The sequence below is a fragment of the Pseudomonas sp. GW458-11-26-14-LB4 genome, assembly GCF_059423925.1.
This window is the reverse complement of record NZ_JBWKYU010000010.1, coordinates 205106-226847: the sequence shown is the minus strand read 5'-3', so window position 1 is coordinate 226847 and position 21742 is coordinate 205106. Positions and strand designations below refer to the sequence as shown.

Below are 21742 nucleotides of genomic sequence, written 5' to 3'. Positions count from 1 at the left end.
CTGGAGATCGAACATGACCACTCAAAACCTCAGCGGTAAAGTCGCTCTGATTCAAGGCGGCTCTCGCGGCATCGGTGCCGCCATCGTCAAACGCCTGGCCGCTGAAGGCGCCGCGGTTGCCTTTACCTACGTCAGCTCCGCCGCCAAGGCTGAAGAACTGCAAAACAGCATCACCGCTACCGGCGGCAAAGCCCTGGCGATCAAGGCCGACAGCGCCGACGCCGGTGCCATTCGCCACGCGGTAAGCGCCACTGTCGAAACCTTTGGCCGCCTCGACATCCTGGTCAACAACGCCGGTGTACTGGCCGTCGCCCCGCTGGAAGACTTCAAACTGGAAGACTTCGACCAGACCCTGGCAATCAACGTGCGCAGCGTGTTCATCGCCAGCCAGGAAGCCGCCAAACACATGGGCGAAGGCTCGCGCATCATCAACATCGGCAGCACCAACGCCGACCGCATGCCCTTCGCCGGTGGCGGCGTGTATGCGATGAGTAAATCCGCACTGGTGGGCCTGACCAAAGGCCTGGCCCGCGACCTCGGCCCACGCGGCATCACCATCAACAACGTGCAGCCTGGCCCGGTCGACACCGACATGAACCCGGCCCACGGCGAGTTTGCCGACAGTCTGATCCCGCTGATGGCGGTGGGTCGCTACGGCAAGGCAGAGGAAATCGCCAGCTTCGTCGCCTATCTCGCAGGCCCGGAGGCCGGCTACATCACCGGTGCCAGCCTGACCATCGACGGTGGTTTCGGCGCCTGATTGATCAGATAGTCGATAACGAAAAACGCCGCCCCTCCTTTGACAGAGGGGCGGCGTTTTTTGTCTGCGGTTTGATCAGGCCCAGTTGAGCGCTGGCAATCCGCACGCACTCGGCGTGAACGCCTTCAACGTACGAAGAATTCCGTCGGCGTGTGCGTATTTTTCATCGGCCATGGCGGCATCGGGAATGGCGATGGCGGTCATGCCGGCTGCTTTCGCTGCCGTCACGCCGAATGGCGAATCTTCGAACACCAGGCAATCTTCCGGCGCTACACCCAGGCGGCGCGCGGCGGTGAGGAAGATGTCCGGCGCCGGTTTGGCCGCGCCGACTTCCGGGTCGTCAGCGGTGACGATGAAGTCGAACAACGCGAACCAGTCGCGGTGCAAGGTGGTTTTCTGACCGAAAGACTGGCGCGACGAACTGGTGCCGACGGCAATCGGAATGTTGTGCGCCTTGAGGTGGCGGATCAGTTCCTCGGCGCCCGGCATCGCTTGCGCGGTGGGAAAACGCTCGCGCATCAGCGGCTCGCGGATCACCAGAAACTCTTCGGCGGTGATCGGCAGGTCCAGCGCCTCGACCACATAACGGGCCAGATCGCCGGCGCCACGCCCGATGATGTTCTGCTTGATGCTCCAGTCGAAAGTGCGCCCGTACCGCTCGGCAATCAGCGAGGTAACCTCGGTGTAGATGCCCTCGGTGTCCAGCAGCAAACCGTCCATATCGAAAATCACGGCCTTGATCGGGCCGAACGCCTTCAGCGGTGCATTCATCATCGGATCCGTTATCAAAGACATCCCGGGCGGCGTGGATAGCGCCGCTGCTCGGATCTGATTAAAGGGTTCAGCAGCATAACGAGCCCGGCCAAGGTTGAGCAACGGGCAATGTCGGTTGTCCGCCGAACGCCCTCTCGCACATTTAGAGAATCGCCCTACAGACATCGCCTACTCGGCTGACTTCTTTCCTGTTTGATCCCCCGCAAAGTTTCGCGCCATTCCCCTGATGCGCGCGAGTGACTGCGAATGCTTCCATCTGACCAACTCCTGAAACTGAACAACAGCATTGGTTTGCTGGTGGTCGCTGCGCTGAACCCTGATCAGCCCGACGTCGAAAAGCTGTTTCAGGAGTTTCGCCTTTGCCTCAACAACTATGACGCCTGGGCCGAGCAGTTCTGGACGGGCACCGCGCTGGGTGTCGAGCAAGTGTTCCAGGTCGGCAACGATGTCCGGCTCAGTGCACCGGTTGCCAGCCGCAAACCCATCAGTTCCTCCGTGGCCATGTGTTCCGCCAGCGGCTCCCTGACGCTGGTGCACATGTTCGAAGCCGCGCGGTTTGTGCCGATCGGCGATACGCCGGTGACCCTTGAACCGGTCATTTCCGATGTCGACGGTGTTCTGGGTTTCGGCGATCCACTGCATTACACCATCGGCCCCAGTGGCATTCTCAAGGTCGACGACTGCGACCGGGGCCAGCGTTATCGCATCACCTACTTTCCGGATGTTTCCACTGCGCATATCCGGACGTTATACGCCTCGTATCAAGGCCTCATCGATGGTCTGGAAGGCTGGTTACGTGAGGAATGGAAAGGGTTTCAACCGCAGTGGACGGCGTTTTCCAGCGCCGGTTTCACCGAGCGTTACGGGCAGTTGCAACAGGCTGACTGGCACGGTTTTGAATCCGCCCTGAATGGCGTCTGGGACGACGTGAAGCAGCTGTTTGCCCTGCTTGCAGACTTGCAGGCCAACAGCGAAAAGCTTCTGCAGTACCTGTCCAGCGCTGAACTGGATGCCTTGCTTGCGGCGTCCTCCGAGGCCATCGCCAATGGCCTGCTGATGCTCGGCGATGAGCCGTTGCTGTTCATTTATCTGGCGGCCTTTACCAGTTGGCTGAAGATGCTGCCGCCGCAGTATCTGGCCGAGGTGGTGGCTGAGGTTCGGGCCGAATTGCTGGTCAGTTTTCTGCTGATGTGCGTGTCGGGTGGCATGGGTGTGCCGCTGCGGTTGAGCACCAAGGTATTGGGCAAGATCAAGTCACCCCGTGCGCGGGCATGGCTTGCGGCATCGGCGTTGCGGCTGGCGGAGCTGACCTCCGCGCCTGATCTGACCCGGCATGCGAGCGCGTTGAAACCGCTGATGGTCAATGCAGGTCCGGCACCGTTGCGGCCGACACCGGCCATTCCGCTGGAGGTTCGCACGGCGGATGCGCTGGTGCTGAAGGTGCCCAATCCGGCGGCCATTGCCCGCGACAAGTCCCATGGCATGACGCGAATGGAGCGGCATGAGCCTCGCGATGATGCTTCGGATCAGGCGAAAAATCCCAACGGTGACAGTGCCGATTGTGCGCCGCGGACCTGCACCAATGGCTGTCCGGTGTCGATGGTCACCGGCGAAGAGTTGTTGACCCTCACCGATGGTGTGCTCGATGGGCTGTTGCCGTTCGAGTTCAGCCGCTTGTACCGCAGCAGCGCGGCCGAGATTGATGTCGGGCTAGGGTTTGGCTGGAGTCATTCGCTGGCGCATCGGCTGGAGGTTGATGGCGCTTCGGTGGTCTGGGTGGATCACGAGAACCGCCGCACGCGGTTTCCGTTGCCGAGCGTTGAGCGGCCGGAAATCCACAACAGCTTGTCGCGGGCGGCGATCTTTCTCGGGGATGAGCCTGAGGAGCTGATTGTTGCGCTGGCGGGGGACGCGGCGCGGTTTTATCACTTTCGGGCGGGGCGTCTGACGGCTGTTAGCGATGCCTATGGCAACCGCTTGCGTATTACGCGGGACCGCTTGGATCGCGTTGAGCGCCTCGATAACGGGGCCGGTCGTTCCCTGTTGCTGCGCTATGAGCGGGCGCATCTGATCGCGGTCGATTATCAGGTGTGGCGCGATGCGGCCTGGCGCACCGAGCAGACGCTGGCCAGCTACCGCTTTGATGCCCGCCATCGGTTGATCGAGGCGTCGAACGCCGTCGGCGAGACCGAGCGTTACGACTACGACGACCAGCACGTCATCCTGCAACGGCAACTGGCCGGCGGTGCGAGCTTCTTCTGGGAATGGGAACGTGCCGGCAAGGCGGCGCGCTGTGTGCGGCACTGGGCGTCGTTTTCGCAGATGGACACGCGTTACGTCTGGGATGGCGCCGGCCGTGTCACGGTGCATTACGTTGATGGGACTGAAGAGACTTACGTCCACGATGACACCGCGCGGCTGGTGCGTCAGGTGTCGGCGGACGGGGGCGAACAGCTCAAGGCCTACGGCACGCAGGGCCGATTGGTCGCCGAGCAGGATGCGCTGGGCGCGGTCACCGAGTACCGCTATGACGACGCCGGGCGGTTGATCGCGCTGATTCCGCCGGACGATGCGCCGACGTCCTACGAGTACCGCAACGGTTTCCTGCACAGCCGCTCATGTGGCGATGCGGTGTGGACGTACCGGCGCAATGCCCAAGGGGACATCACCGAAGCGGTCGATCCCGATGGCCATGTCACCCATTACCACCGCGATGCACAGGGGCGGTTGCTGTCGGTCCGTTATCCGGATTCTGGCCGGCACGTGTTCGTGTGGAACGACCTGGGTCAGTTGGTCGAGGAAAGTCTGCCGGACGGTGGGGTTCGGAAGTTTTCCTACGACCTTCAGGGGCGGCGGATTACTGCGCAGGACGAAAACGGCGCGATCACTCGCCACGCGTGGGACGCCGTTGGCCGGCTGATCCAGACCACCTCGCCGAATGGCGCCACCCGCGCTTGGTCCTACAGCGCCTACGGCCAGATCACCGCCGAGCGCGATGAACTGGGGCGTATCACCCGCTACGAATATGACGACGACCTGCACCTGGTCAGCCGGCGGATCAACCCCGACGGCACGCGGCTGCAGTACCGCTACGACCATGCGCAGCTGCTGCTCACGGAAATCGAGAACGAATCCGGCGAAAAATACCGGCTGGACTACACGCCGACCGGACTGATCCGACAGGAAACCGGCTTCGATGGTCGGCGCACGGCGTATGCCTACGACCGCAACGGCCACCTGCTGGAAAAGACCGAGTTCGGCGATGACGGCACCACGCTGGTCACCGGCTATCAACGTGATGCTGCTGGGCGTCTGCTGCTCAAGACCCTGCCGGACGGGGTCGAGGTCAGCTACCGCTATGACCGTTTAGGCCGTTTGGTCGGCGTGGATGACGGCCAGGATCACCCGCTGGCCTTCGAATACGACCTGCAGGACCGGCTGGTGCGCGAGCATCAGGGATGGGGCACCTTGCGTTACACCTACGACGCCTGCGGCCAGCTCACCCGCCTGCGCCTGCCGGACAACAGCAAACTCGATTACCACTACGCCAAGGGAGGTGCGCTGACCGCGATTGACCTCAACGGCGCCTTGCTGACCCGCCACGTCTACCAGCACGGCCGCGAACAGCAACGCCAGCAAGGCCTGCTGCTCAGCGAATACACCTACGACGAACAGGGCCGCTTGAAGTCCCACACCGTAGGCCATCAACGCAGCGCGCTGTACCGCCGCGACTTTGCCTACAGCGCCAACGGCAACCTCGAACACATCGCCGACACCCGCCACGGCCAGCGCAGCTACACGTACGACGCCCTCGACCGGCTGATCCGCGTACGCCACACCCGCGACGATGTGCCGGAAAACTTCGCCCACGACCCGGCCGGCAACCTGCTGATGCAGGACCGTCCAGGCCCGACACAGATCAAAGGCAATCGCCTGCTGATGCAGGGCGATCGTCATTACGACTACGACGCCTTCGGCAACCTGATCCGCGAACGCCGCGGCCGCGCGCAAACCCTTGTCACCGAATACCGCTACGACAGCCAGCACCGCCTGATCGGCCTGACCCGCCCCGACGGCAAAACCGCGACCTACCAATACGACGCCTTCGGCCGGCGCATCCGCAAAACCGTCGACGGCCAGACCACCGAGTTCTTCTGGCAAGGCGACCACCTGATCGCCGAAAGCAGCCCGACCCAACACCGCAGCTTCATCTACGAACCCGGCACCTTCCGCCCGTTGGCGATGCTCGACGGCAAAGGCCCGAAACGCGCCTGCCCGTTCTACTACCAGCTCGACCACCTCGGCACCCCGCAGGAACTGACCGACTACAGCGGCGAGATCGTCTGGTCCGCTAAATACAGCGCCTACGGCAAGGTCACCTCACTGGAACTGGCGACCGAGGACTACCTGAACCAGCCACTGCGCTTTCAGGGGCAGTACTTCGATGACGAAAGCGGGCTGCATTACAACCGGCACCGGTACTACGACCCGGACGTGGGACGGTATCTGACGCCGGATCCGGTGAAGCTGGCGGGTGGGCTGAATCAGTACCGGTACGTGCCGAATCCGACGGGGTGGGTGGATCCGTTGGGGTTGACGTCCAACTGTCCGCCGCCGAATAAGCCGGGTTGTTCGGTGCCGGATGGGGTGGGTGGCTCGGTTGTTGACGAAGGTGAGCCGCTGATTCCAAAGCCAAAATCTCGACCCGAAAATTTTGGGAGTGATGAAAAGCTTACCGGGCATTTTGAAAAGCATGGCGCCGAATTCAAAGCGATGAGCAACGAAGAGTACTTACTCACCGCGCGAGGCGTTGTGAATCAAGGCACGCGTGTGGAGTACTTATACAAGGGAGAGCTGCGAGCAGGGTATATCCAGTTGATGGGGACTAACCGAAAAGGTGAAGCGAAATTCGCTTTCGTTGGCACCAACACCAATGATGAAATTACGACTCTACACACCAAAAGTGGGAAAGAGTTTTGGCGGACAATCAATGGTAATGCACGAGATAAAACAGTGAGACCCGCTCATGACTAAGACGTACAAAGCACTGGTTGTCGAAATAGACCCGTATGTAGAAGAAGCTATTTTGCTGGTCGTGGAGGGCACAGCGGTCAGATGTTTCGTAAGCTACAGCCCTTCAGAAATTGAGGTGGGAAAAACTTACGAAGTTGAGTTCGAAATGGTGTTATCTGATGAAGAATGTGTATCACCTTCAGAATGCGAAAAAACGCAGATCAAGATGCTCGGTAGCGGATTCCCCTGTGAGATTTATGGCTACCTGGATGGCGAAGTTTTCCGGTCTTTAGTTGATTTTACTGATCAGGATATCCACTACGAATTTCCACATCTAAATGGGCAATTTGTCAAAATTAACGCGGACAGGATTGATGTTTCGTTTGTTCGATAGCGAATGGCAGGGATTAGACCGCTGCTCCACAAGCATTGGTGCGGACAGGGAAGTCAGCGTTGACCAATTGGCCGCGGCGCATTGAGGTCCGGGAGGATAAGGCTGTCGAGTAGGCGCACACCAAGTTCAACAAGGCGAGTACCCTATCACTCATCATCAAAATCCTCATACTCAAGCTCGTCCTCACCCTCCAAAAGCGGAACCGTCGCATCATCCATCAACGACCCCGGATCTTCATTCCCCGGATCATTGATAAACGGCAATCCGCTCGGTCCTTTCTCTTCCTTGCCTTCGGTTTCCGGAGTCATGGCGCACCTCGTCAATCGCGTTCGTATAGGACGTTCGAAAAGTATGGTCGCCATTCGTTCCTGCGCATGACGCGCAGGCACAAAAAACCCGGCATAAAGCCGGGTTTCCGTAGAACCGGTCACTCAACGATGACGGTTCTTGTGTTTGTTCTTGTGCTTGTGGCCGCCCCCAGAGTGCGACTTGCCACCATCGTCACCCAGGTTGTTGCCGACCGCACCACCCGCTGCGCCGCCCAACCCTGCGCCAATGGTCGAACCGGTGGAGCCGCCGAGGCTGTTGCCGACCACTGAACCGCCTGCGGCGCCGAGGCCACCGCCAATGGCGGCTTCCGTGCGATTGCGTTTGTTCGCTCCGACGGCACTACCGGCCGCACCGCCAACGCCGGCACCCACCGCAGCACCGGTGCTGCCGCCGAGCTGTCCGCCGACCACATTGCCCAGTACACCGCCCAGCCCACCACCGACAGCCGCGGAACCATCGCCGGCAGCCATGGCGCCTTGAGCCACGAGCAGTCCTATAACCAACGCAGCTGCAGTTAAAGTCGAGCGCATACAGACCTCACAGGTCCCGGATCGGGACGGTTCGCCCGCGGAGGGGGCTATGTGGCATTGGAGGCGAATTCGAGAAAAACGTTCAGCAACGAAAAGGCCCGGCATAAAGCCGGGCCTTTTCAGACATGCATTCGCAATCAGTGACGCTTGTGACCCTTGGACAAGTTGCTGCCCACTGCGCCGCCAGCAGCACCGCCCAAGCCGGCACCGATAGTCGCACCGTTCTTGCCACCCAGGCTGTTGCCGATGATAGAACCACCCGCTGCACCGACACCACCGCCAATAGCCGCCTTTGTGCGGGCTCCCTTCTTCGCTGCCAACGCACCGCCAGCCGCGCCGGCCAGGCCAGCGCCAATGGCCGCGCCGTTGCTGCCGCCCATTTTCTGGCCAACCACGTTACCCAGCGCGCCGCCGAGACCGCCACCCAATGCGGCGGTACCGTCGCCAGCCATTGCACCTTGAGCAACCAGAAGCCCCAGAACCAGAGCAGGCAGAGTTAAACGCATGACGAAAAACCTCAACAGAAGGAATAAAAAAGGGCGCAGATTGAATGCTGTTGTCGCGGCAATGTCCAGCGTTGCAGCGCACTTGGCGCCGATTGGACAGCGAATATGGAAAAGGTTTTATGGCAGGCAAAAAAAAGCCCGCTGGGGAGACGGGCTGGAGACTTGCTTTCTAACGGATGGCTTCACCCTACCCAGCCGGGTGTGAAAAGTTTGTGAAAGAAACCACACGAATCTGCAATTTCTGTAGGACGCCTCTCAAAAAACAGAAACAAAAAACCCCGCTCAATGGCGGGGCTGTGTGGCATCCGGATTACTTCCTGGAACGCGCCGTCACCTTGGGCAGAAATTTTGCTTTAGGCCCCTTGGGTGCAGCCGACTTGATCTTGCCGGTCTGCACCGGGTCCTCGCCAAACCCGGCCTGGTACTCCGTCTGGCCGCAGCGCACGCAATTGTTGAATGAAAACTCAGCCCCGTCGTCTTCGATGTACGGATCAGTCATCTCTTCACCCCTTTCCAAATGCGGGCCGACACCGGCAAACCCTTTTGCCTGAAAAAATATCGACCTCCAAGGCTTTTGAGACTAGCCGGTCATTCCTGGACTTGTGATTCAGATCACCCGAAGCCCGACGAATGGCCTAAGGAAATTAAACACATTGAGGAACCGTTGGTCCCACGCGGCTAAAGATTTGCGGCGACCGGCCGCTGCCCTTTTTCGTACGCAATGAATCTCAAGGAGAGAACATGGAAATCAAAGGATTCCCCACACTGCCCGTTGTAAAGCTCACGGATGAACAGATCGCCGCCGGCAAAGCCGGGGCAGAGAAATTCAAGGAAAAAGTCGCTTCGGGCGAAATCGTCATCAAGCAACCGACTGGACCGAACCCGTTGCAGCCTGGCGTCATCTACCACCCGGACCCGGCCCAACCAGCTCAGCCGGGCGATACCCCGCCTCTCGTTGCGATCGATACACCGCTGACCTATGACTCGAAAGGCACTATCCTGCTCAAACCACAGGGCTGATTGTCAGCAAAGAGCCCATTCCGTTGAATGGGCTCACAAGCGGAAACCAATGCTCAGCGCAACTTGACCGCTGTACCGGTCGCAAACACCACCACCATGCCGCCCTTCCCTGCCGGCATGCTGATCTCGAAATCCACCCCGACCACCGCATCCGCCTGCAAGGCCCGCGCGCGCTCCTTGATCTCGTCAGTCGCCTGAACACGCGCCTCCTTCAACGCCCGCTCCAGCGTCTGCGAACGCCCGCCGAAAAAGTCCCGCATGCCCGCGAACATATCGCGAATCACATTCACGCCCTGCACCGACTCGGCACTGACGATGTCCAGATATGCCGTAATCTGCCGGCCTTCGATGGAGTGGGTGGTGGAAATGATCATGGAGGTCGTCCTTTTACTTGCCGGATAAAGCCGCGATTGTAATGCCCTGGCAAAGGGAAGCCGAACCGATCTCTGTGACCAAAAAAATCCGGACGCCAGAATGCACAAAACCCCTGGCTTCTTTCGAAACCAGGGGTTTTGTTTACATCGAATTTGGCGGTGAAGGAGAGATTCGAATTTATAGTGCTTCCCGCCCTTTAAGGCCCGTAACTCAAAGGTTTTGGCGTAGCGAGTAGTACAACTGAGTAGTACACTCGACTGTATCACCCCCCTTCCCACGGCGCACCTATGGCTGACAATCTGATACAGAAGAAAGGCGAATCTACTTGGTATGTCCGGCTGGCCGTCCCTGCTGATGTACGTGCAGCTATGGGTGGGAAGACTGTGCTTATCCGCTCCTTGCAAACAGGGTTACGCAGCGAAGCGATGGAGCGACGGCTTGCGATTTTAGCGAAGTGGAAAGCAGCAATTGCACAAGCAAGAGGAAAGCGAGCAGAGAGGGGTGACGCTTGGAAAGATCCGGTAGCGACAGCGGCTCAAGATCTCGCACAAAAAGTACGCGAGATGAAAACAGCAATAGCTTTAGGTGAAGAAGATCTGAGCAAACCAGCCCCTTTCGATTTAAAGAGCGAGTTCTCATCCTTTAGTCGCATCCCAGAGCTGGACTCACGTAAGGAGCAAGCTGAGAGGGTATATGCCAAAACGGGAATAGACGGTCAGTTCTCTAAGATAGATTTTGCGGGTGAAATAGCTTCAGCGATCATGGTTAGGCGCTTCGGAAAAATGCACGACCTCTCTCCGGCGGAGCAGTTAGAAGCGCAACTGATACTCAATGATCCCAAAGCACACAAACCTAAATCTCCTATCACAACGAGTCGGCTGAAAACCTATCGTGAATTCAGAGAGAGCCGTGGCGGTGCCCCTAAGCATGTCGATCAGCAAGTGGGCAAAATGGAACGGTTGTCTGCCTTCCTGAAGCGTGAGGAGCTACCTCTCAATTTCGACACGGTGGACAAGTGGCTTAACTCTTTGGATCGATCGCCTGCAACTTTAGGGCAGTACCTCATGGCAGGCACTGCGTTCTGGAAATGGGCGATGAAATACGATGCAGTGTGGCGAGAAGAGTACAAGGACAAGGTGAACCCATTTCTAGGTCACGACATACCGCAAGGCGGAGGGTCAAAACTCGCTGGGCAAGATCGAGAAATCTACACACGCGAGGATGCACTTAAGCTACATCAGGCTGCGTTAGAAAACGGTGATAACGCGCTAGCTGATCTCATCGAGTTAGGCTGGTACACCGGGGCGAGGATCGAGGAGCTTTGCCAACTAAAAAAAGACACCGTAATTACAGTGGATGGCATCCGGTGCTTTGATTTCCCGAAAACCAAAAGTAAGGCGAGCAAGCGAGTAGTACCAATTCACCCAAGCCTGCTATCCACGGTTAACCGGCTGACCAAGGACAGCACCGACACCTTCCTTATTCCCACTTCCTCACACGACCACTACGGCAAACGGTCTCACGCAATCTCGAAAGCATTTGGCAGGTTACGTACAGCAGCAGGGTTCAGCAGACTTCATGTCTTTCACAGTTTCCGGCACACAGTTGTGACCGAGCTAATCAGGGCAGACGTGCCAGACGCTTTGGCGAAAGAGTTGGTGGGGCATGAGACGGGATCAGTTACCCATGATGTTTATTCAAAGGGCGCCTCGACCAAACAGAAGCTTGACGCCATATCGAAGCTTCCAAACCTCCGCACAGACTGACGCGTAGGATCTCGCGTAGTGCCTGCAAGGAGGTATCAGGGATCTGTTGCTTCGCCTATGTATGTTGCGACGCTATTCCAGAAAAGAATTATGGTGCAAATTTCGAGATGGAAACAGAATAAATCATTTCTTGAACCAGTAACCCAGGATCAGACCAATTACGCCAAAAGCCCATTTCTGCTGAGCCTCACCGTAGTAGCCGGGTAGCAGGATTACAACCAATGCCGCACCCGTAATAAACAAGGACAAGATGATCGGCATCCAGATCTCTGACCCATGCGATTTTTGTGGAGCATGTAGAACGGTCGGATCTTTAAGATCTTTTGTGTTTACGTGTAGCTCCCTTCTGCCCGGGTGCTGGGAGTACGCAATGTGCGTGTGAGTGTGAGTGTGAGTGTGAGTATGGTTGTCGCTGTACGTTGCCTCATCTGCAACATTTCCACGCTGACGGACTTGGCGCGTCACAAACAGCAGAAACAGACCAAATGCCATCACCACCCAAGGTAAATACTCCATAGCCACCGCCATCCTTATCGTTATTCAGGCGGATGCTATCAGTTAACACGTGTGATGGCACGGTGCCCACCGACCGAAAAGACATGAGCATTTCCGCCCATCGAAACGAGCACTAATCGCGCCCTCTATATAGAAGGATTTTTGTGAAAGGGTTCGCTTGCGCAAAAAAGACGTATGCCCAGAAATGAGTGACGAAGGCTCAACGCCAGCGGATTGACTGCTTTCTCACTTTCGTTACACAGGGTTATCCACAGGCAGTACGTTGCAACACCCGCCTAAAACGCATTATCTTGTGGTCGCCTCCCTACGAAACCCTACATGTTGGGGTTTAAGCCTCCTCGGACTCTCAATTCGTGAGAAAGCTCTTTCATCGGAGGGAAGTCGCTCGTCTCAATAATGCAACGGATGGTGCCACCAAAGGCCTTTTTAGGCCCCCAAGAGGCCCTCAGAAGCGATTTGACATAGTTATGAGGGGTCGGAGGGCAACTAATTGCGAAAGATGCGTAGAAAGCACCTCAGAAGCCTTGCAGCGCATTCGGAAATGCGATTACAATTCAGCAGACGCAAAAAAGCCGCCCATGGGGGCAGCTCTGTTGAAAAAGTTCACGAGCAGCCATGTCACGTTTTCTCAGGACAGACACAACTACTCGCCTCTTCGACTTAGCGTTAGCACCGTCAAGAGAAGGACGCCATTTAACCGAATTGATGCCACTACGTCAATCGGTGTTTGATCGGCGGTCATTCCGGATCTTGATGTGTGCGATCAACCCAATCGCATAAGGAATGACCATATGCCTAGCTTTGAATGCAACACCGTTGGCAAGAAGACTGTCCCTGTCCGTCAGTATCGCCGTTTTCGTTTCGGCGAATGGGAGGATGTGTGCCACCACCACCGTAGCCCTCCCCGTTAACGGTTAGTGACAAGCCACCAAGCTTGTGCTGATTTGGTGGCCCTACCCGCACAATATTTCCAGAACCTAGCCCCCTCCAAAACTCACTGAGCACTCTTGCTCAGCTTCTGCGTTTGCGTCTGAAAAATAAGATCGGCTCGGTCTTGCCTGCGCCGTTAAGCGGCCTGCGACAAGGGCTTATCCAAACGCTGAAAAAGTAGAAATAATCTGACGCCCTGTAGCGCTCTCAAAGGCCGTCAGAGGCATGCAACCCTACAGACGAAGCGAGCGATAGACACAACAAAGCCCGCTCAAGGCGGGCTTAGGTGCAGTCTTGCAATGGTTAGAACACGAACTCGTGGTAAGTGGCATCAACCTCGGCTTGGGTGATACCGATGTACGCCATGGTGACAGCAGGGCTGCTGTGATTCAGCACCCTACAAATCAGTTCGATTCCCTTACCTGCGCTGTACATGAGCCAGCCGCGTGTCTTCCGCATTGAGTGCGTACCAAGCTGGATACTCATCTCATCACCGACAGCCTTGAATGCAGTGGCTACGGCTACACGACTGACAGCCTTGCCCTTGGCCCGATTGCTGTTCACTTGAAAAAGAAAGATGTGGTCAGGGTTGGCCTGACGACGCCGGGCAATGATTGCCTTCGCGCCACTGTTCAAATCGATTTGGCGGGTCTTGCCTGTCTTCGCTTCCTTGATCACCAGCTTGTCACCTTGCACATCCTCAAATGTGAGCGTGAGCAAGTCGCTGATACGGAGTGCGGTGTTGATACCGAACTCCCAGATGTCTGCGTATAGGGTATTGCCCTTGGCATTGAGCGTGAGCTTGCGACTAACTGTCCTAGCCTCACCCTCTGTTTTCACCGCCTCTACGACATTCATTCTAGTTAACACCCCGATCACTGGATGACGATGTGTTAATTAGAGCGCTGGCGACTACCCCACCCTCACCATATTGATCGCATCGATCAGCGCCTGACTGTGCAAGTCCAATCCTTCGAGCGCCACTAGGGCGTTGTCAGCGGCGACACTGCCACCTTGGCTCGCTACCCATTTGGCGAGTTCTTCAACAGCAGCGGCGATACCGTGTTGCTGGTGGAGCAGCAGCGTCAGTGCATCGGCCATTGCTACGGCCTGATTTTGGGAGGTCATGAGGTCATCCTTGAGGGGTGTGGACGGGAGGATCAATCGCGAAATATCGCTTCATCAACCTTGGCTTGGCCTCTGGGAGTCAGGGCAATGTCACTGTACTGACCGTCACCGTCTTGGGTAGCAGTCACCCACCCGGCGAAGAGCAAAGATCCGAACACTGGTAGATGGCGCTCCTCGATTGCTCGTTTCTCGTGAATCCAAACCAGCAGGCTTTCTTCTTTCGTAAATATGGGCATGACAATCCTTCCTGATAGTGGGCCTCTAGTGCAGAGGATCAGTGGTAGTTGGCACCAGCACCGGGCCAGATAGAGCAGCTCCGCACAAATTAGTGATTCCAGCTCAAAACTACCGTTTTGGTGCGAGTTAGGGCATATCCACCGAAGCCAACTTATCCGTTTTGGCTACAGCCCACGTGGATGCTGGCTTGTAGCTGATTGCAAATCATCTGCTGAATCTATCAAAACCACCGAAACGACAGGTTTTGATGGGCTTTCACCCTAGTTGTTTTGAGTTATGACCGAGGTTTTACGATAGAAGACCAAGGCGCTCGCTGAGCGACATTTTGAGCTTGGGATTGAGAAACGTTTTGCTGACTGGCTCTAAGTTTCCACACTGCACAATAAAAGAAATTTCTTTGATGCGTGCGTGGAGTGCAGCTTCGTAGATCTCCATTAGTGCAGCAACCTTAATCTCTTCCACATCCCCACTTTTGGACACTTTGGTCTTGGTGCTGCTTACATCGGGGCAGTCCATCCAGCCGCACCCCTCCAAACGCTCATCGAAAAGGTCGCGATGCTCTGTATCAGTGTTCTGTTTCAAGTCGAACGAAAGCAGCACGTGAGTATGCATATCAATTATCTCTTGGTTAATGCGGGAGACTTTAAGTAAACGCTATACCTACCTTCATCTCTCTGCAAGTTTATTTTCCAAACTGCGTAGTTGATACAGTTATTACTAACGACCTACCAGCGTTAGTTATGATTAAAAATTGACACAGTTACCTTGATATAGTTATTACTTCCAAACTCGCATAATGATTATTTACAAGGCGGAGTCAGTGCTGACGCTGGGATTTTCATCCTCCAGCCACCCCGCAAACCGTTGTCCTATCGTATTCGTAGACTAGTTGAACGAGGTTTCGAACCCACCCACAACCTTCACAGTTCTACCTGTAGAAGCCGGGTTGTCGCCGATCTGAGCAGCGAACGTTACGAGCCTGATTCTTGCTGTATCGGCAGCTCTTTCCAAGACCGTGATAACACGTCGCTGGATGGACGGTCTAACGAATGTGTCATCGAAACGCTTCTGCCAAACGGTATCTACGTCAGCGAGCTTCACCCAGTCATCAACCTCAAGCACGGCATAAAAATTGGTGCGCTGTTCGTCATCAGCGTTCGCAAGGTCTAGCGATAGCATGCAATACGTCATGGTCACGTCCCTATGTCATTGGTTGTTCCGCAAGCGAAGCGAGCATTACCTACCTTCTACAGCAAGCGTAGACGATATATCAATGCGCCACTACCAAAGTGGTTACGCGCAAAGGAATGCGGGTCTACACTGATGGCACATCAGCATCAACAACGTAGGGATTGCGTATGAATGCCATTAAATCTGCACTGCTCGCCCTCAGTTTAATCCTCTCCGACAACGCTATGGCAGCCCCTCAGACACTCAAGCAAGGATCGCTCATTTGCCCGACTGAGGAAGCTTACGACAAACAGCTCAAATACATTGTGCAAGGCGTGAACAAACTCATAGGCGGATGTGGTTTTACTAACAAGGACTATAAGGTAATTGTCCTAGATCTTAATGTATTCAGCGCGTCCCAAGTCCAAGTTATAGAAAACGATATCGAAGTGTGGACTGCTCACGAGTCACTATCTAACTAACCTCTTGATAATTCGCCCTCCCCCAAGAACGCTGGCCCTAAAATCGTAGGGCCACGAACTGGCTGAGGATCTCACCCCCATAGATCCGACTCACTTGAGCTAGTAGCGAGCCCCTTGGTAAGCCTAGGAACCTCATACTGCACCACCGTATCCAGTGTATCAGCGAATCCCCGAGATGCTTCATGCACGACTACAGTGGCTTTTAATGGCATGTCGGCATACGCTCCAATAGGGATATCTTCAAAAAATGGAACTGGTTGTTCTACGACCTCCTGTGAAGCGCTTACAGCACCGCCATCTGCAAGGGCTGTTAATGCACTGCCTGATCCCACCACTTCGCTAGAAGGCTGCAAGGGAGCGCTTACAGGCACGTGCTTGTTGTGTAATTGTAGGAAAGCAATGATCTTGTAACTATTTGAGTGTATAAAACCACGGATTTTCTTACGTTCAACCTTCATATAGCCATGCTCCACTAGCTGCTTAATGAATAGCTTCACCGTACTAACATCGCATCCTGTGGCAAAGGCAATATCCTCCTGCGAGTCAAACCACTCCTTACCAAGCGAGCGAAAAAAATTGTAACGATTATTCATATGCACCCAGATAATTTTCTGAGCAGGGCTGAGTTTTAAATGTTCACCAGTTGTCTTGCTGACCCAGTGAGTAGCACGCATCATTTCATGCGTAATTTGGCAAAAATTTTCGGCCATCGTATTCCTCGTTTTCCTGTTAAAGGTTTCTAATTTGTTCTAGGAACTTGGACTCTTCCATTGCCCCAGTTCGGTAGAGGGCAATTATTTCAATCATCTGTGCAACACGAGCTGCTGCACTGGGGCCACCATTGCCATTACCGGCCTTTAACCATTCTCGGCTGTGTTGACGAAATTGAATGTTCATTTTATTTTCTCCTGCACGGTAAATCCTCACAAAGGTCAGAATGACCTGTGCAAACTCAATTTTGCTTCTATAGGGCGATTGCACCGCTGTTTGATGATCTTTGCACGATCAATAAATATATTCACACAGAACAAGAAAAGCTCTTCTGTTTTGTAGGTGCAAGAAGCCCAGAGGGCGTACACAGCGCAGCGAACGCAGTGAGCGAATTCACACACCATATTCAATCTTATTATTTCTTTCTTTTTATTATCTATCTTATTAGTAGTGGATTTTCCCCTCTGTGACGTAGTGGATTTTCCCCTGCGTACATAGGGAAATTTCCCCCCTGTAGGTATCCGGTGCAAACGCTATAGCCAAATTCCAGACGAACGAAAACCGACGCCTGACATCACTCTATGGCGTGTCGAGAACGTTCGGTGCGGACTACTGGGAAGAGCGCCTCTTATACGCTTTTTTGCCCTATTTTGTCAAGGTCTTTTATATGCATGGAGTGCAATTAGTTCTTCTTTGGTGTCGCTAATCCGTGCTGAGCAAAGATGGCAATGTGTGCCAGCCCTTCGGGCATACCGAATAGGACGCAATCCCACAGAGTCTCAATTACAGAGGGAAGCTGATGCACTACAGAAACTCCGTAACGCTCACCAATGTACTCACGGCACGCTTGATTGTGATTGGCTTCGTTAGCGATATCTTCGTATTTCAATACTTGATCCCCCTTAACGCCTGAGACACCTTCAAATCTATACGACGATTAACCCAATTCTTCATATCCTCACGCTCCCTACTCTGCTCAAGCTGGAGGCGATTGTATTGATCATGTACAGCCTTGGTCACACTGTGCTTAGCCATATCCGTGTAAGCGTTAGCATTACGCTCAGCCATCTGAGCATATTGCAAAGCCATATCGCTTGCATGATTGAACAAATAAACGGTGAGACCAGTTCCCACCGCCATCTGCAACAACGCACCAAGCATGACTGCCTTGATGATAGACAGCATCCTCATTGCACCTCTTGTTGGTTGATGCCAGTTTCACGCAACATCTTCCCAACTTCCTCACGAACAGCCCTACCAATCTCGGGAGCATCCGCACCAGCAGGAGCAGTTATATTGACTGTGATCTCGTTACGCACTTCGTTATTGTTGTTATTTGTAACATGCTCATTTGTCGTTGTGATTTGCTGCACTGGGTACTGCACAGAAGAACCAGAAGCCCTCATTAGCTCTCTTGAGGTAATCGGCTGTATTGAGTCCTCGCGAAAGCGGGTGTACTCCCCAACTCGTTCAGCAAGATCAGCGAATTTCTCTTCAAAAGCTGGCAAATTCAGCTTCAAAGAGAAAACGTCAAAATTTCCTGTCTCGACGGGGTTGATTTTGAATTTACCGCCACCCCAACGCTCTCTATTTTCTTTAGCTACTGCTTGATCATCCTCAATAGATACACCCGTGAATAGACGGCGTAAGCCATTCAATAGTCCGGGCTTAGCACGATCATCCAAAGTTGCTTGCTCATCTGGCGACTCTGGCTTCAGTCTTGGGCCAAGAGCAGCACCAACCGTACCCGGTAGAGCATTCGGATCTTTCTGCATGGCATTTGGTACAGCATTACCATTTGCATCGTGTCCGATTAGCATACGGATCAACGACGTATTGAATTTTGTCAGCCCTTGGTCGAAATCGCGGAGTGAGTTCATCAATGGCTGCAACGCTGTGTTGAGTTCATTCTCTGCCTTGATCCGATCAAGAATTACTGCTTTCAATTCAGCATTAGTGTTGACTGTGTTGTCGTTCAGATACGCTTGGTTTTCTGTACGCTGTTGATTCGCCGCAATAGAGTTCATCTGTCTTTCCAACAGATCTCTATTACCGTTCAGGAAGTTGGTCATACCCTGATCAAAATCAGCAGCCTTAATCTTCCCATCGGTTACAGCCTGCTTGAACCATCCTGCTTGCTCTTCCACTTTGCCTTTGAAGTTCAACCGTGTGGCCGCTGCCTGACGAATTGAAGCGGCGACAACACCGCCCACGGCGTCAAACAAATCGTTTACGTCGCTTCCCTCAGGCTTCCCCTTTGCCCTGATCTGATTCAACTGATAAGCCGCTCGTTTCTGAGCCTCCTTATCAAGGGCAGCAGCACGGAATGTCGCAGACTGATCCTCGAACATCTTGGTAGCTTGGGTGAGTGTCTTACCGAGTGCCAATTGACCTTGGATGAATAGAGCGAAGGACTTTGCCGTCTCTACCGATATCTCCTGACCATACTTGTTCGAGATATCTACAAACTGATCACGAGCAAATTTCTGGTTTGCTGGGTTCTTGCCTCCGGCTGACTGGAGTGCTGAGTTAAAGCTTTCTGCCGTACTCGCACTCTCCTGACGCTGTTGAATCCTTTCGTTCAGGTATCCGATGCCTTTCACAAGGCTGTACACCGCTGCTGAAGCTGCTGAGAAGCCAACGGCGAGACCGCCGAAATCCATTTCTTTTGGTGCCTCCTGACGGGCCTTCCAAGCCGCGTGACGCTCAGCCGCAAAGGTGAAACGCTGGGTCGCCTGATCTTGCCGTACCGCCGCACGCGCCTCACGTACAGCCGCTGCCACCTTAGAGGCCTCGTATCGCTCGGCTTGGCGAATGCCACTAGCACGAGCGTTGTTCAGCGCTGCCTCAGCTCTCTGAAACTTGTTCTGAGCTAATACAGCTTGCTGTTGAAGCTGCACAGTTCTGGCTTGCCTCTTTTGCAGGATGTCAGCCAGTCGTGCTTGGCGGAGTGCCGACTGTTCGGCAGCACCTTGTAGCTTGGCCTCGCCCAACTTGGTTTTGAGCGTTTCTTGCTGCACCTTCTGCAATTTCGCAGCAACGACTGCACGCTGAATTTGATCTTTAAGCGCTGCACTCTGCATCCAGCTCTCTTGACGTGTGCCTGCTGCAATCAAACGTTGCTGAGCCGACCCTTCAGCAAACTGTTGACGACGAAGTTTGGAAAGCTTGGTTTCGATGGCAAGTTCTTTGTCCAACGACCTACGAATTTCGGCATTGAGCTTCACCCGTTCCGCACTCATGCCTTTACCGGTGACATTAAATGCTTTGTTCAACTTAGCTTGTAGCTGTTGGGCTTCTTTCCCAACACGAGCCATAGCCGTTTCGGCAGTCTTGAGCATTCCGAGAAACCTTGTCAGAGGAGCGCTTGAAACGTCAAAGACTAGCTTGCCGGTTAGGCGTGCAATTTCTTCGTTAACACTCATCGACTAGCCCCTTCACGAAGGCTTAGGCGGCGGGCATAAAGATCATCTGCGATGGCTTTGAATGTTTTAAAACCCCACCCGTGGTAGACCACTTGAACATCAGAGACATAGCGTGTGTGAGTGTTGATGTATTCACCAAGGAAACTCAGGGCATTACGACTACCCTGTACGGTGATGATGGTTGTATCTCCATCCAAAGCGAACCAGTGGTGGGCAAAGTCTATCGTGCTTCCGCTACGACGCTGGACATATGCATGGGCAAGACCCAAAAAGACGGAAACACTTGCGGGATTTGAAACTCTATATACAGCGTAGTATTGTTGCGGAGATTTTTTCAGCTCCTGAATCGGTGTAGCAATTTTTGTCATTTATTCCCTTTGTTCTTTTGGGCTTGCCTTGCAAGCTCTATTAATTTCTGATTACGCAACTCCACCTCAATCATCTCTGCAAGCTCTTCCACACTCATATCAGACGCTTTAATTACTTCTTGATGCACTGGTGGCACATCAGCCATTACAAGGCCTTGCGGGGCCTCTGGAGAGCTTGCAGCAAGTGTCTCTGGACAATGTTTCTGACGTAGTAGAAGTTCTGTCCCATTCAATGATGCTGGATCAATTAGCTTGGTATCAGCCATTACTTACCTCCAAGCGCTGCTAGCACTTCAGCCTCTACCCTTGCGTATTCTTCTGCCTCTTGTGCTGCCTTAGCATCCAACTCAGCTTGCTGACGCTTACGGCGCTCACTGGCCAAAAGTGATTCCACTTCTTTAGCCACACAGGCTGCTTTTTCAGCCTCTAGACGAGCAAGGTAATCAGATTCCACTTGGGCCTTGATCTGTGCAATTTCTTGTTCAACTTGCGACTCTGGCTTACGCAAAGACAGATTTACCCAGTCAACCAATGGCCCGGCTACCATTTTAGGTAGATGCTCGATCTCCGCTGACGGTGTGTAACCTTCGCTGATCAACTCAGCATACTTGTCCAAGGCTTGTTGTAGCCCTTGAATCTCGAAAGACTCCATCATTCCAAGTTGCTCACGCCCTTGGATATTGCACTGAGTGCGATTCTTGTAGAACTCAACTTCTACATCCTGTAAACGTTTTAGATGCACTGCATCTGGCTGGAACAATTGACTCATGGTTTTGTTTCCTTCTGCTTTTATAGTGGATTGTGTTACTTTTTGGCGCTGTTGGGCGCGATGATGTTGCATGTAGCACTTATGGCTACAGGTTTGCTTTGAAGCTCTTTGTGTCTGCATGGGTGCATTACAAACCCTGCAAGGTCTTTCGACGGCTATAGCCATATGGCCTCCGGTGAGATTAAGTTGTGTGAGAATAAGAGATTAAATACAAAAAATAACCGGAACGATGTCCGGTTAATGAGTGCACGAGTCATTCGAAGTTACGTGAGTTTGAAACGAATTCGAGCGTCTATCGGTGAAAGCAGGCACCGGGAAACTATCGTAGACGGCGATAGCGACGGGGTCACAAGTCCCGTCTCCAAGTTTGGCCACACCCTTGGAAGTGCTGGATACAGACAGGCCACAAAACACCGAGCACAGCGGCAACTACTTCTCGGTGCAAATATTTAATAAATTATAGGTCTATGCCTAGAGGCTATCGCCGTAGACGCGACGCGGCAGCTCGCAACCGCCTCTCTGAAATTGGCCCACCGGT

25 protein-coding genes are annotated in these 21742 nt (G+C 54.2%); 6 read left to right on the top strand and 19 right to left on the bottom strand.

What is annotated here, in order from left to right; translation table 11 throughout:
• The first annotated feature begins 13 nt into the window (after positions 1 to 13).
• On the top strand, positions 14 to 760 hold the full coding sequence (locus AC07XZ_RS15875; RefSeq protein WP_085747920.1) for a 3-oxoacyl-ACP reductase family protein: 747 nt from the start codon (positions 14 to 16) through the stop codon (positions 758 to 760).
• Positions 761 to 835: 75 nt separating this feature from the next.
• Here the strand turns inward: AC07XZ_RS15875 and AC07XZ_RS15870 are convergent, their stop codons facing one another.
• Positions 836 to 1531, bottom strand: coding sequence for an HAD-IA family hydrolase (locus AC07XZ_RS15870; RefSeq protein ID WP_085747921.1), 696 nt, complete (start codon positions 1529 to 1531; stop codon positions 836 to 838).
• Between the two features lie 249 nt (positions 1532 to 1780).
• On the opposite strand from AC07XZ_RS15870, the gene AC07XZ_RS15865 reads away from it, so the two are divergent.
• Both AC07XZ_RS15865 and AC07XZ_RS15860 read left to right on the top strand, forming a co-directional pair.
• Positions 1781 to 6568: an RHS repeat-associated core domain-containing protein gene (locus AC07XZ_RS15865; protein WP_494990245.1), complete on the top strand. Its 4788-nt coding sequence runs from the start codon at positions 1781 to 1783 to the stop codon at positions 6566 to 6568.
• A complete protein-coding gene (locus tag AC07XZ_RS15860) occupies positions 6561 to 6941 on the top strand; it encodes a UCP019853 family protein (RefSeq protein ID WP_102688299.1) in 381 nt (126 codons plus the stop codon). The genes AC07XZ_RS15865 and AC07XZ_RS15860 overlap by 8 nt, the downstream gene beginning before the upstream one ends.
• A 146-nt stretch (positions 6942 to 7087) precedes the next feature.
• On the opposite strand, the gene AC07XZ_RS15855 is transcribed toward AC07XZ_RS15860, so the two are convergent.
• The 4 genes from AC07XZ_RS15855 to AC07XZ_RS15840 all read right to left on the bottom strand — a co-directional run bounded on the left by AC07XZ_RS15855 (position 7088) and on the right by AC07XZ_RS15840 (position 8806).
• Positions 7088 to 7249, bottom strand: coding sequence for a hypothetical protein (locus tag AC07XZ_RS15855; RefSeq protein WP_173892825.1), 162 nt, complete (start codon positions 7247 to 7249; stop codon positions 7088 to 7090).
• A 123-nt stretch (positions 7250 to 7372) separates the two neighbouring features.
• Entirely contained in the window at positions 7373 to 7801 is a 429-nt protein-coding gene (locus tag AC07XZ_RS15850; RefSeq protein ID WP_102688298.1) for a glycine zipper domain-containing protein, read from the bottom strand.
• Positions 7802 to 7938: 137 nt separating this feature from the next.
• The gene (locus AC07XZ_RS15845; protein ID WP_011333227.1) at positions 7939 to 8307 is read right to left on the bottom strand and encodes a hypothetical protein; all 369 of its coding nucleotides are present in this window, start codon (positions 8305 to 8307) and stop codon (positions 7939 to 7941) included.
• Between the two features lie 310 nt (positions 8308 to 8617).
• A complete protein-coding gene (locus AC07XZ_RS15840) occupies positions 8618 to 8806 on the bottom strand; it encodes a hypothetical protein (protein ID WP_102688297.1) in 189 nt (62 codons plus the stop codon).
• Positions 8807 to 9048: 242 nt separating this feature from the next.
• On the opposite strand from AC07XZ_RS15840, the gene AC07XZ_RS15835 reads away from it, so the two are divergent.
• On the top strand, positions 9049 to 9327 hold the full coding sequence (locus AC07XZ_RS15835; protein ID WP_102688296.1) for a hypothetical protein: 279 nt from the start codon (positions 9049 to 9051) through the stop codon (positions 9325 to 9327).
• A gap of 53 nt (positions 9328 to 9380) precedes the next feature.
• On the opposite strand, the gene AC07XZ_RS15830 is transcribed toward AC07XZ_RS15835, so the two are convergent.
• The gene (locus tag AC07XZ_RS15830) at positions 9381 to 9701 is read right to left on the bottom strand and encodes a YbjQ family protein (protein ID WP_007959944.1); all 321 of its coding nucleotides are present in this window, start codon (positions 9699 to 9701) and stop codon (positions 9381 to 9383) included.
• A gap of 288 nt (positions 9702 to 9989) precedes the next feature.
• On the opposite strand from AC07XZ_RS15830, the gene AC07XZ_RS15825 reads away from it, so the two are divergent.
• Positions 9990 to 11468, top strand: coding sequence for a site-specific integrase (locus tag AC07XZ_RS15825; protein ID WP_102688295.1), 1479 nt, complete (start codon positions 9990 to 9992; stop codon positions 11466 to 11468).
• Between the two features lie 123 nt (positions 11469 to 11591).
• On the opposite strand, the gene AC07XZ_RS15820 is transcribed toward AC07XZ_RS15825, so the two are convergent.
• The 6 genes from AC07XZ_RS15820 to AC07XZ_RS15795 all read right to left on the bottom strand — a co-directional run bounded on the left by AC07XZ_RS15820 (position 11592) and on the right by AC07XZ_RS15795 (position 15470).
• Positions 11592 to 11984, bottom strand: a complete 393-nt coding sequence (locus tag AC07XZ_RS15820; protein WP_102688294.1) for a hypothetical protein — start codon at positions 11982 to 11984, stop codon at positions 11592 to 11594.
• A 1233-nt stretch (positions 11985 to 13217) separates the two neighbouring features.
• Complete coding sequence (locus AC07XZ_RS15815) at positions 13218 to 13772, bottom strand: tyrosine-type recombinase/integrase (protein WP_102688293.1); 555 nt, start codon at positions 13770 to 13772, stop codon at positions 13218 to 13220.
• Between the two features lie 54 nt (positions 13773 to 13826).
• Positions 13827 to 14042: a hypothetical protein gene (locus AC07XZ_RS15810; RefSeq protein ID WP_102688292.1), complete on the bottom strand. Its 216-nt coding sequence runs from the start codon at positions 14040 to 14042 to the stop codon at positions 13827 to 13829.
• A 32-nt stretch (positions 14043 to 14074) separates the two neighbouring features.
• Entirely contained in the window at positions 14075 to 14278 is a 204-nt protein-coding gene (locus AC07XZ_RS15805; protein ID WP_102688291.1) for a hypothetical protein, read from the bottom strand.
• Between the two features lie 289 nt (positions 14279 to 14567).
• Positions 14568 to 14891 (bottom strand): hypothetical protein, encoded by a 324-nt coding sequence (locus tag AC07XZ_RS15800; RefSeq protein WP_102688290.1) that lies wholly within the window; start codon positions 14889 to 14891, stop codon positions 14568 to 14570.
• Between the two features lie 273 nt (positions 14892 to 15164).
• On the bottom strand, positions 15165 to 15470 hold the full coding sequence (locus AC07XZ_RS15795) for a hypothetical protein (protein ID WP_102719559.1): 306 nt from the start codon (positions 15468 to 15470) through the stop codon (positions 15165 to 15167).
• A gap of 167 nt (positions 15471 to 15637) precedes the next feature.
• Between AC07XZ_RS15795 and AC07XZ_RS15790 the strand changes: the two genes are divergently transcribed.
• Positions 15638 to 15931 carry a hypothetical protein gene (locus AC07XZ_RS15790; RefSeq protein ID WP_102688288.1) on the top strand — a complete coding sequence of 98 codons (294 nt, stop codon included), beginning with the start codon at positions 15638 to 15640 and terminating at the stop codon, positions 15929 to 15931.
• A gap of 71 nt (positions 15932 to 16002) precedes the next feature.
• On the opposite strand, the gene AC07XZ_RS15785 is transcribed toward AC07XZ_RS15790, so the two are convergent.
• From AC07XZ_RS15785 to AC07XZ_RS15755, 7 genes are all read right to left on the bottom strand, one after another.
• The gene (locus tag AC07XZ_RS15785; RefSeq protein ID WP_102688287.1) at positions 16003 to 16641 is read right to left on the bottom strand and encodes a helix-turn-helix domain-containing protein; all 639 of its coding nucleotides are present in this window, start codon (positions 16639 to 16641) and stop codon (positions 16003 to 16005) included.
• A gap of 19 nt (positions 16642 to 16660) precedes the next feature.
• A complete protein-coding gene (locus AC07XZ_RS15780) occupies positions 16661 to 16828 on the bottom strand; it encodes a hypothetical protein (RefSeq protein WP_158247734.1) in 168 nt (55 codons plus the stop codon).
• A gap of 699 nt (positions 16829 to 17527) precedes the next feature.
• Positions 17528 to 17827, bottom strand: a complete 300-nt coding sequence (locus AC07XZ_RS15775; protein WP_146024038.1) for a hypothetical protein — start codon at positions 17825 to 17827, stop codon at positions 17528 to 17530.
• Between the two features lie 2 nt (positions 17828 to 17829).
• On the bottom strand, positions 17830 to 20067 hold the full coding sequence (locus tag AC07XZ_RS15770; protein ID WP_146024037.1) for a tape measure protein: 2238 nt from the start codon (positions 20065 to 20067) through the stop codon (positions 17830 to 17832).
• Positions 20064 to 20435 (bottom strand): hypothetical protein, encoded by a 372-nt coding sequence (locus AC07XZ_RS15765; protein WP_146024036.1) that lies wholly within the window; start codon positions 20433 to 20435, stop codon positions 20064 to 20066. The genes AC07XZ_RS15770 and AC07XZ_RS15765 overlap by 4 nt, the downstream gene beginning before the upstream one ends.
• Positions 20432 to 20701 (bottom strand): hypothetical protein, encoded by a 270-nt coding sequence (locus AC07XZ_RS15760; protein WP_146024035.1) that lies wholly within the window; start codon positions 20699 to 20701, stop codon positions 20432 to 20434. The genes AC07XZ_RS15765 and AC07XZ_RS15760 overlap by 4 nt, the downstream gene beginning before the upstream one ends.
• Positions 20701 to 21204, bottom strand: coding sequence for a hypothetical protein (locus AC07XZ_RS15755; protein WP_102688284.1), 504 nt, complete (start codon positions 21202 to 21204; stop codon positions 20701 to 20703). Before AC07XZ_RS15755 ends, AC07XZ_RS15760 begins: the two co-directional genes overlap by 1 nt.
• Positions 21205 to 21742 lie beyond the last annotated feature (538 nt).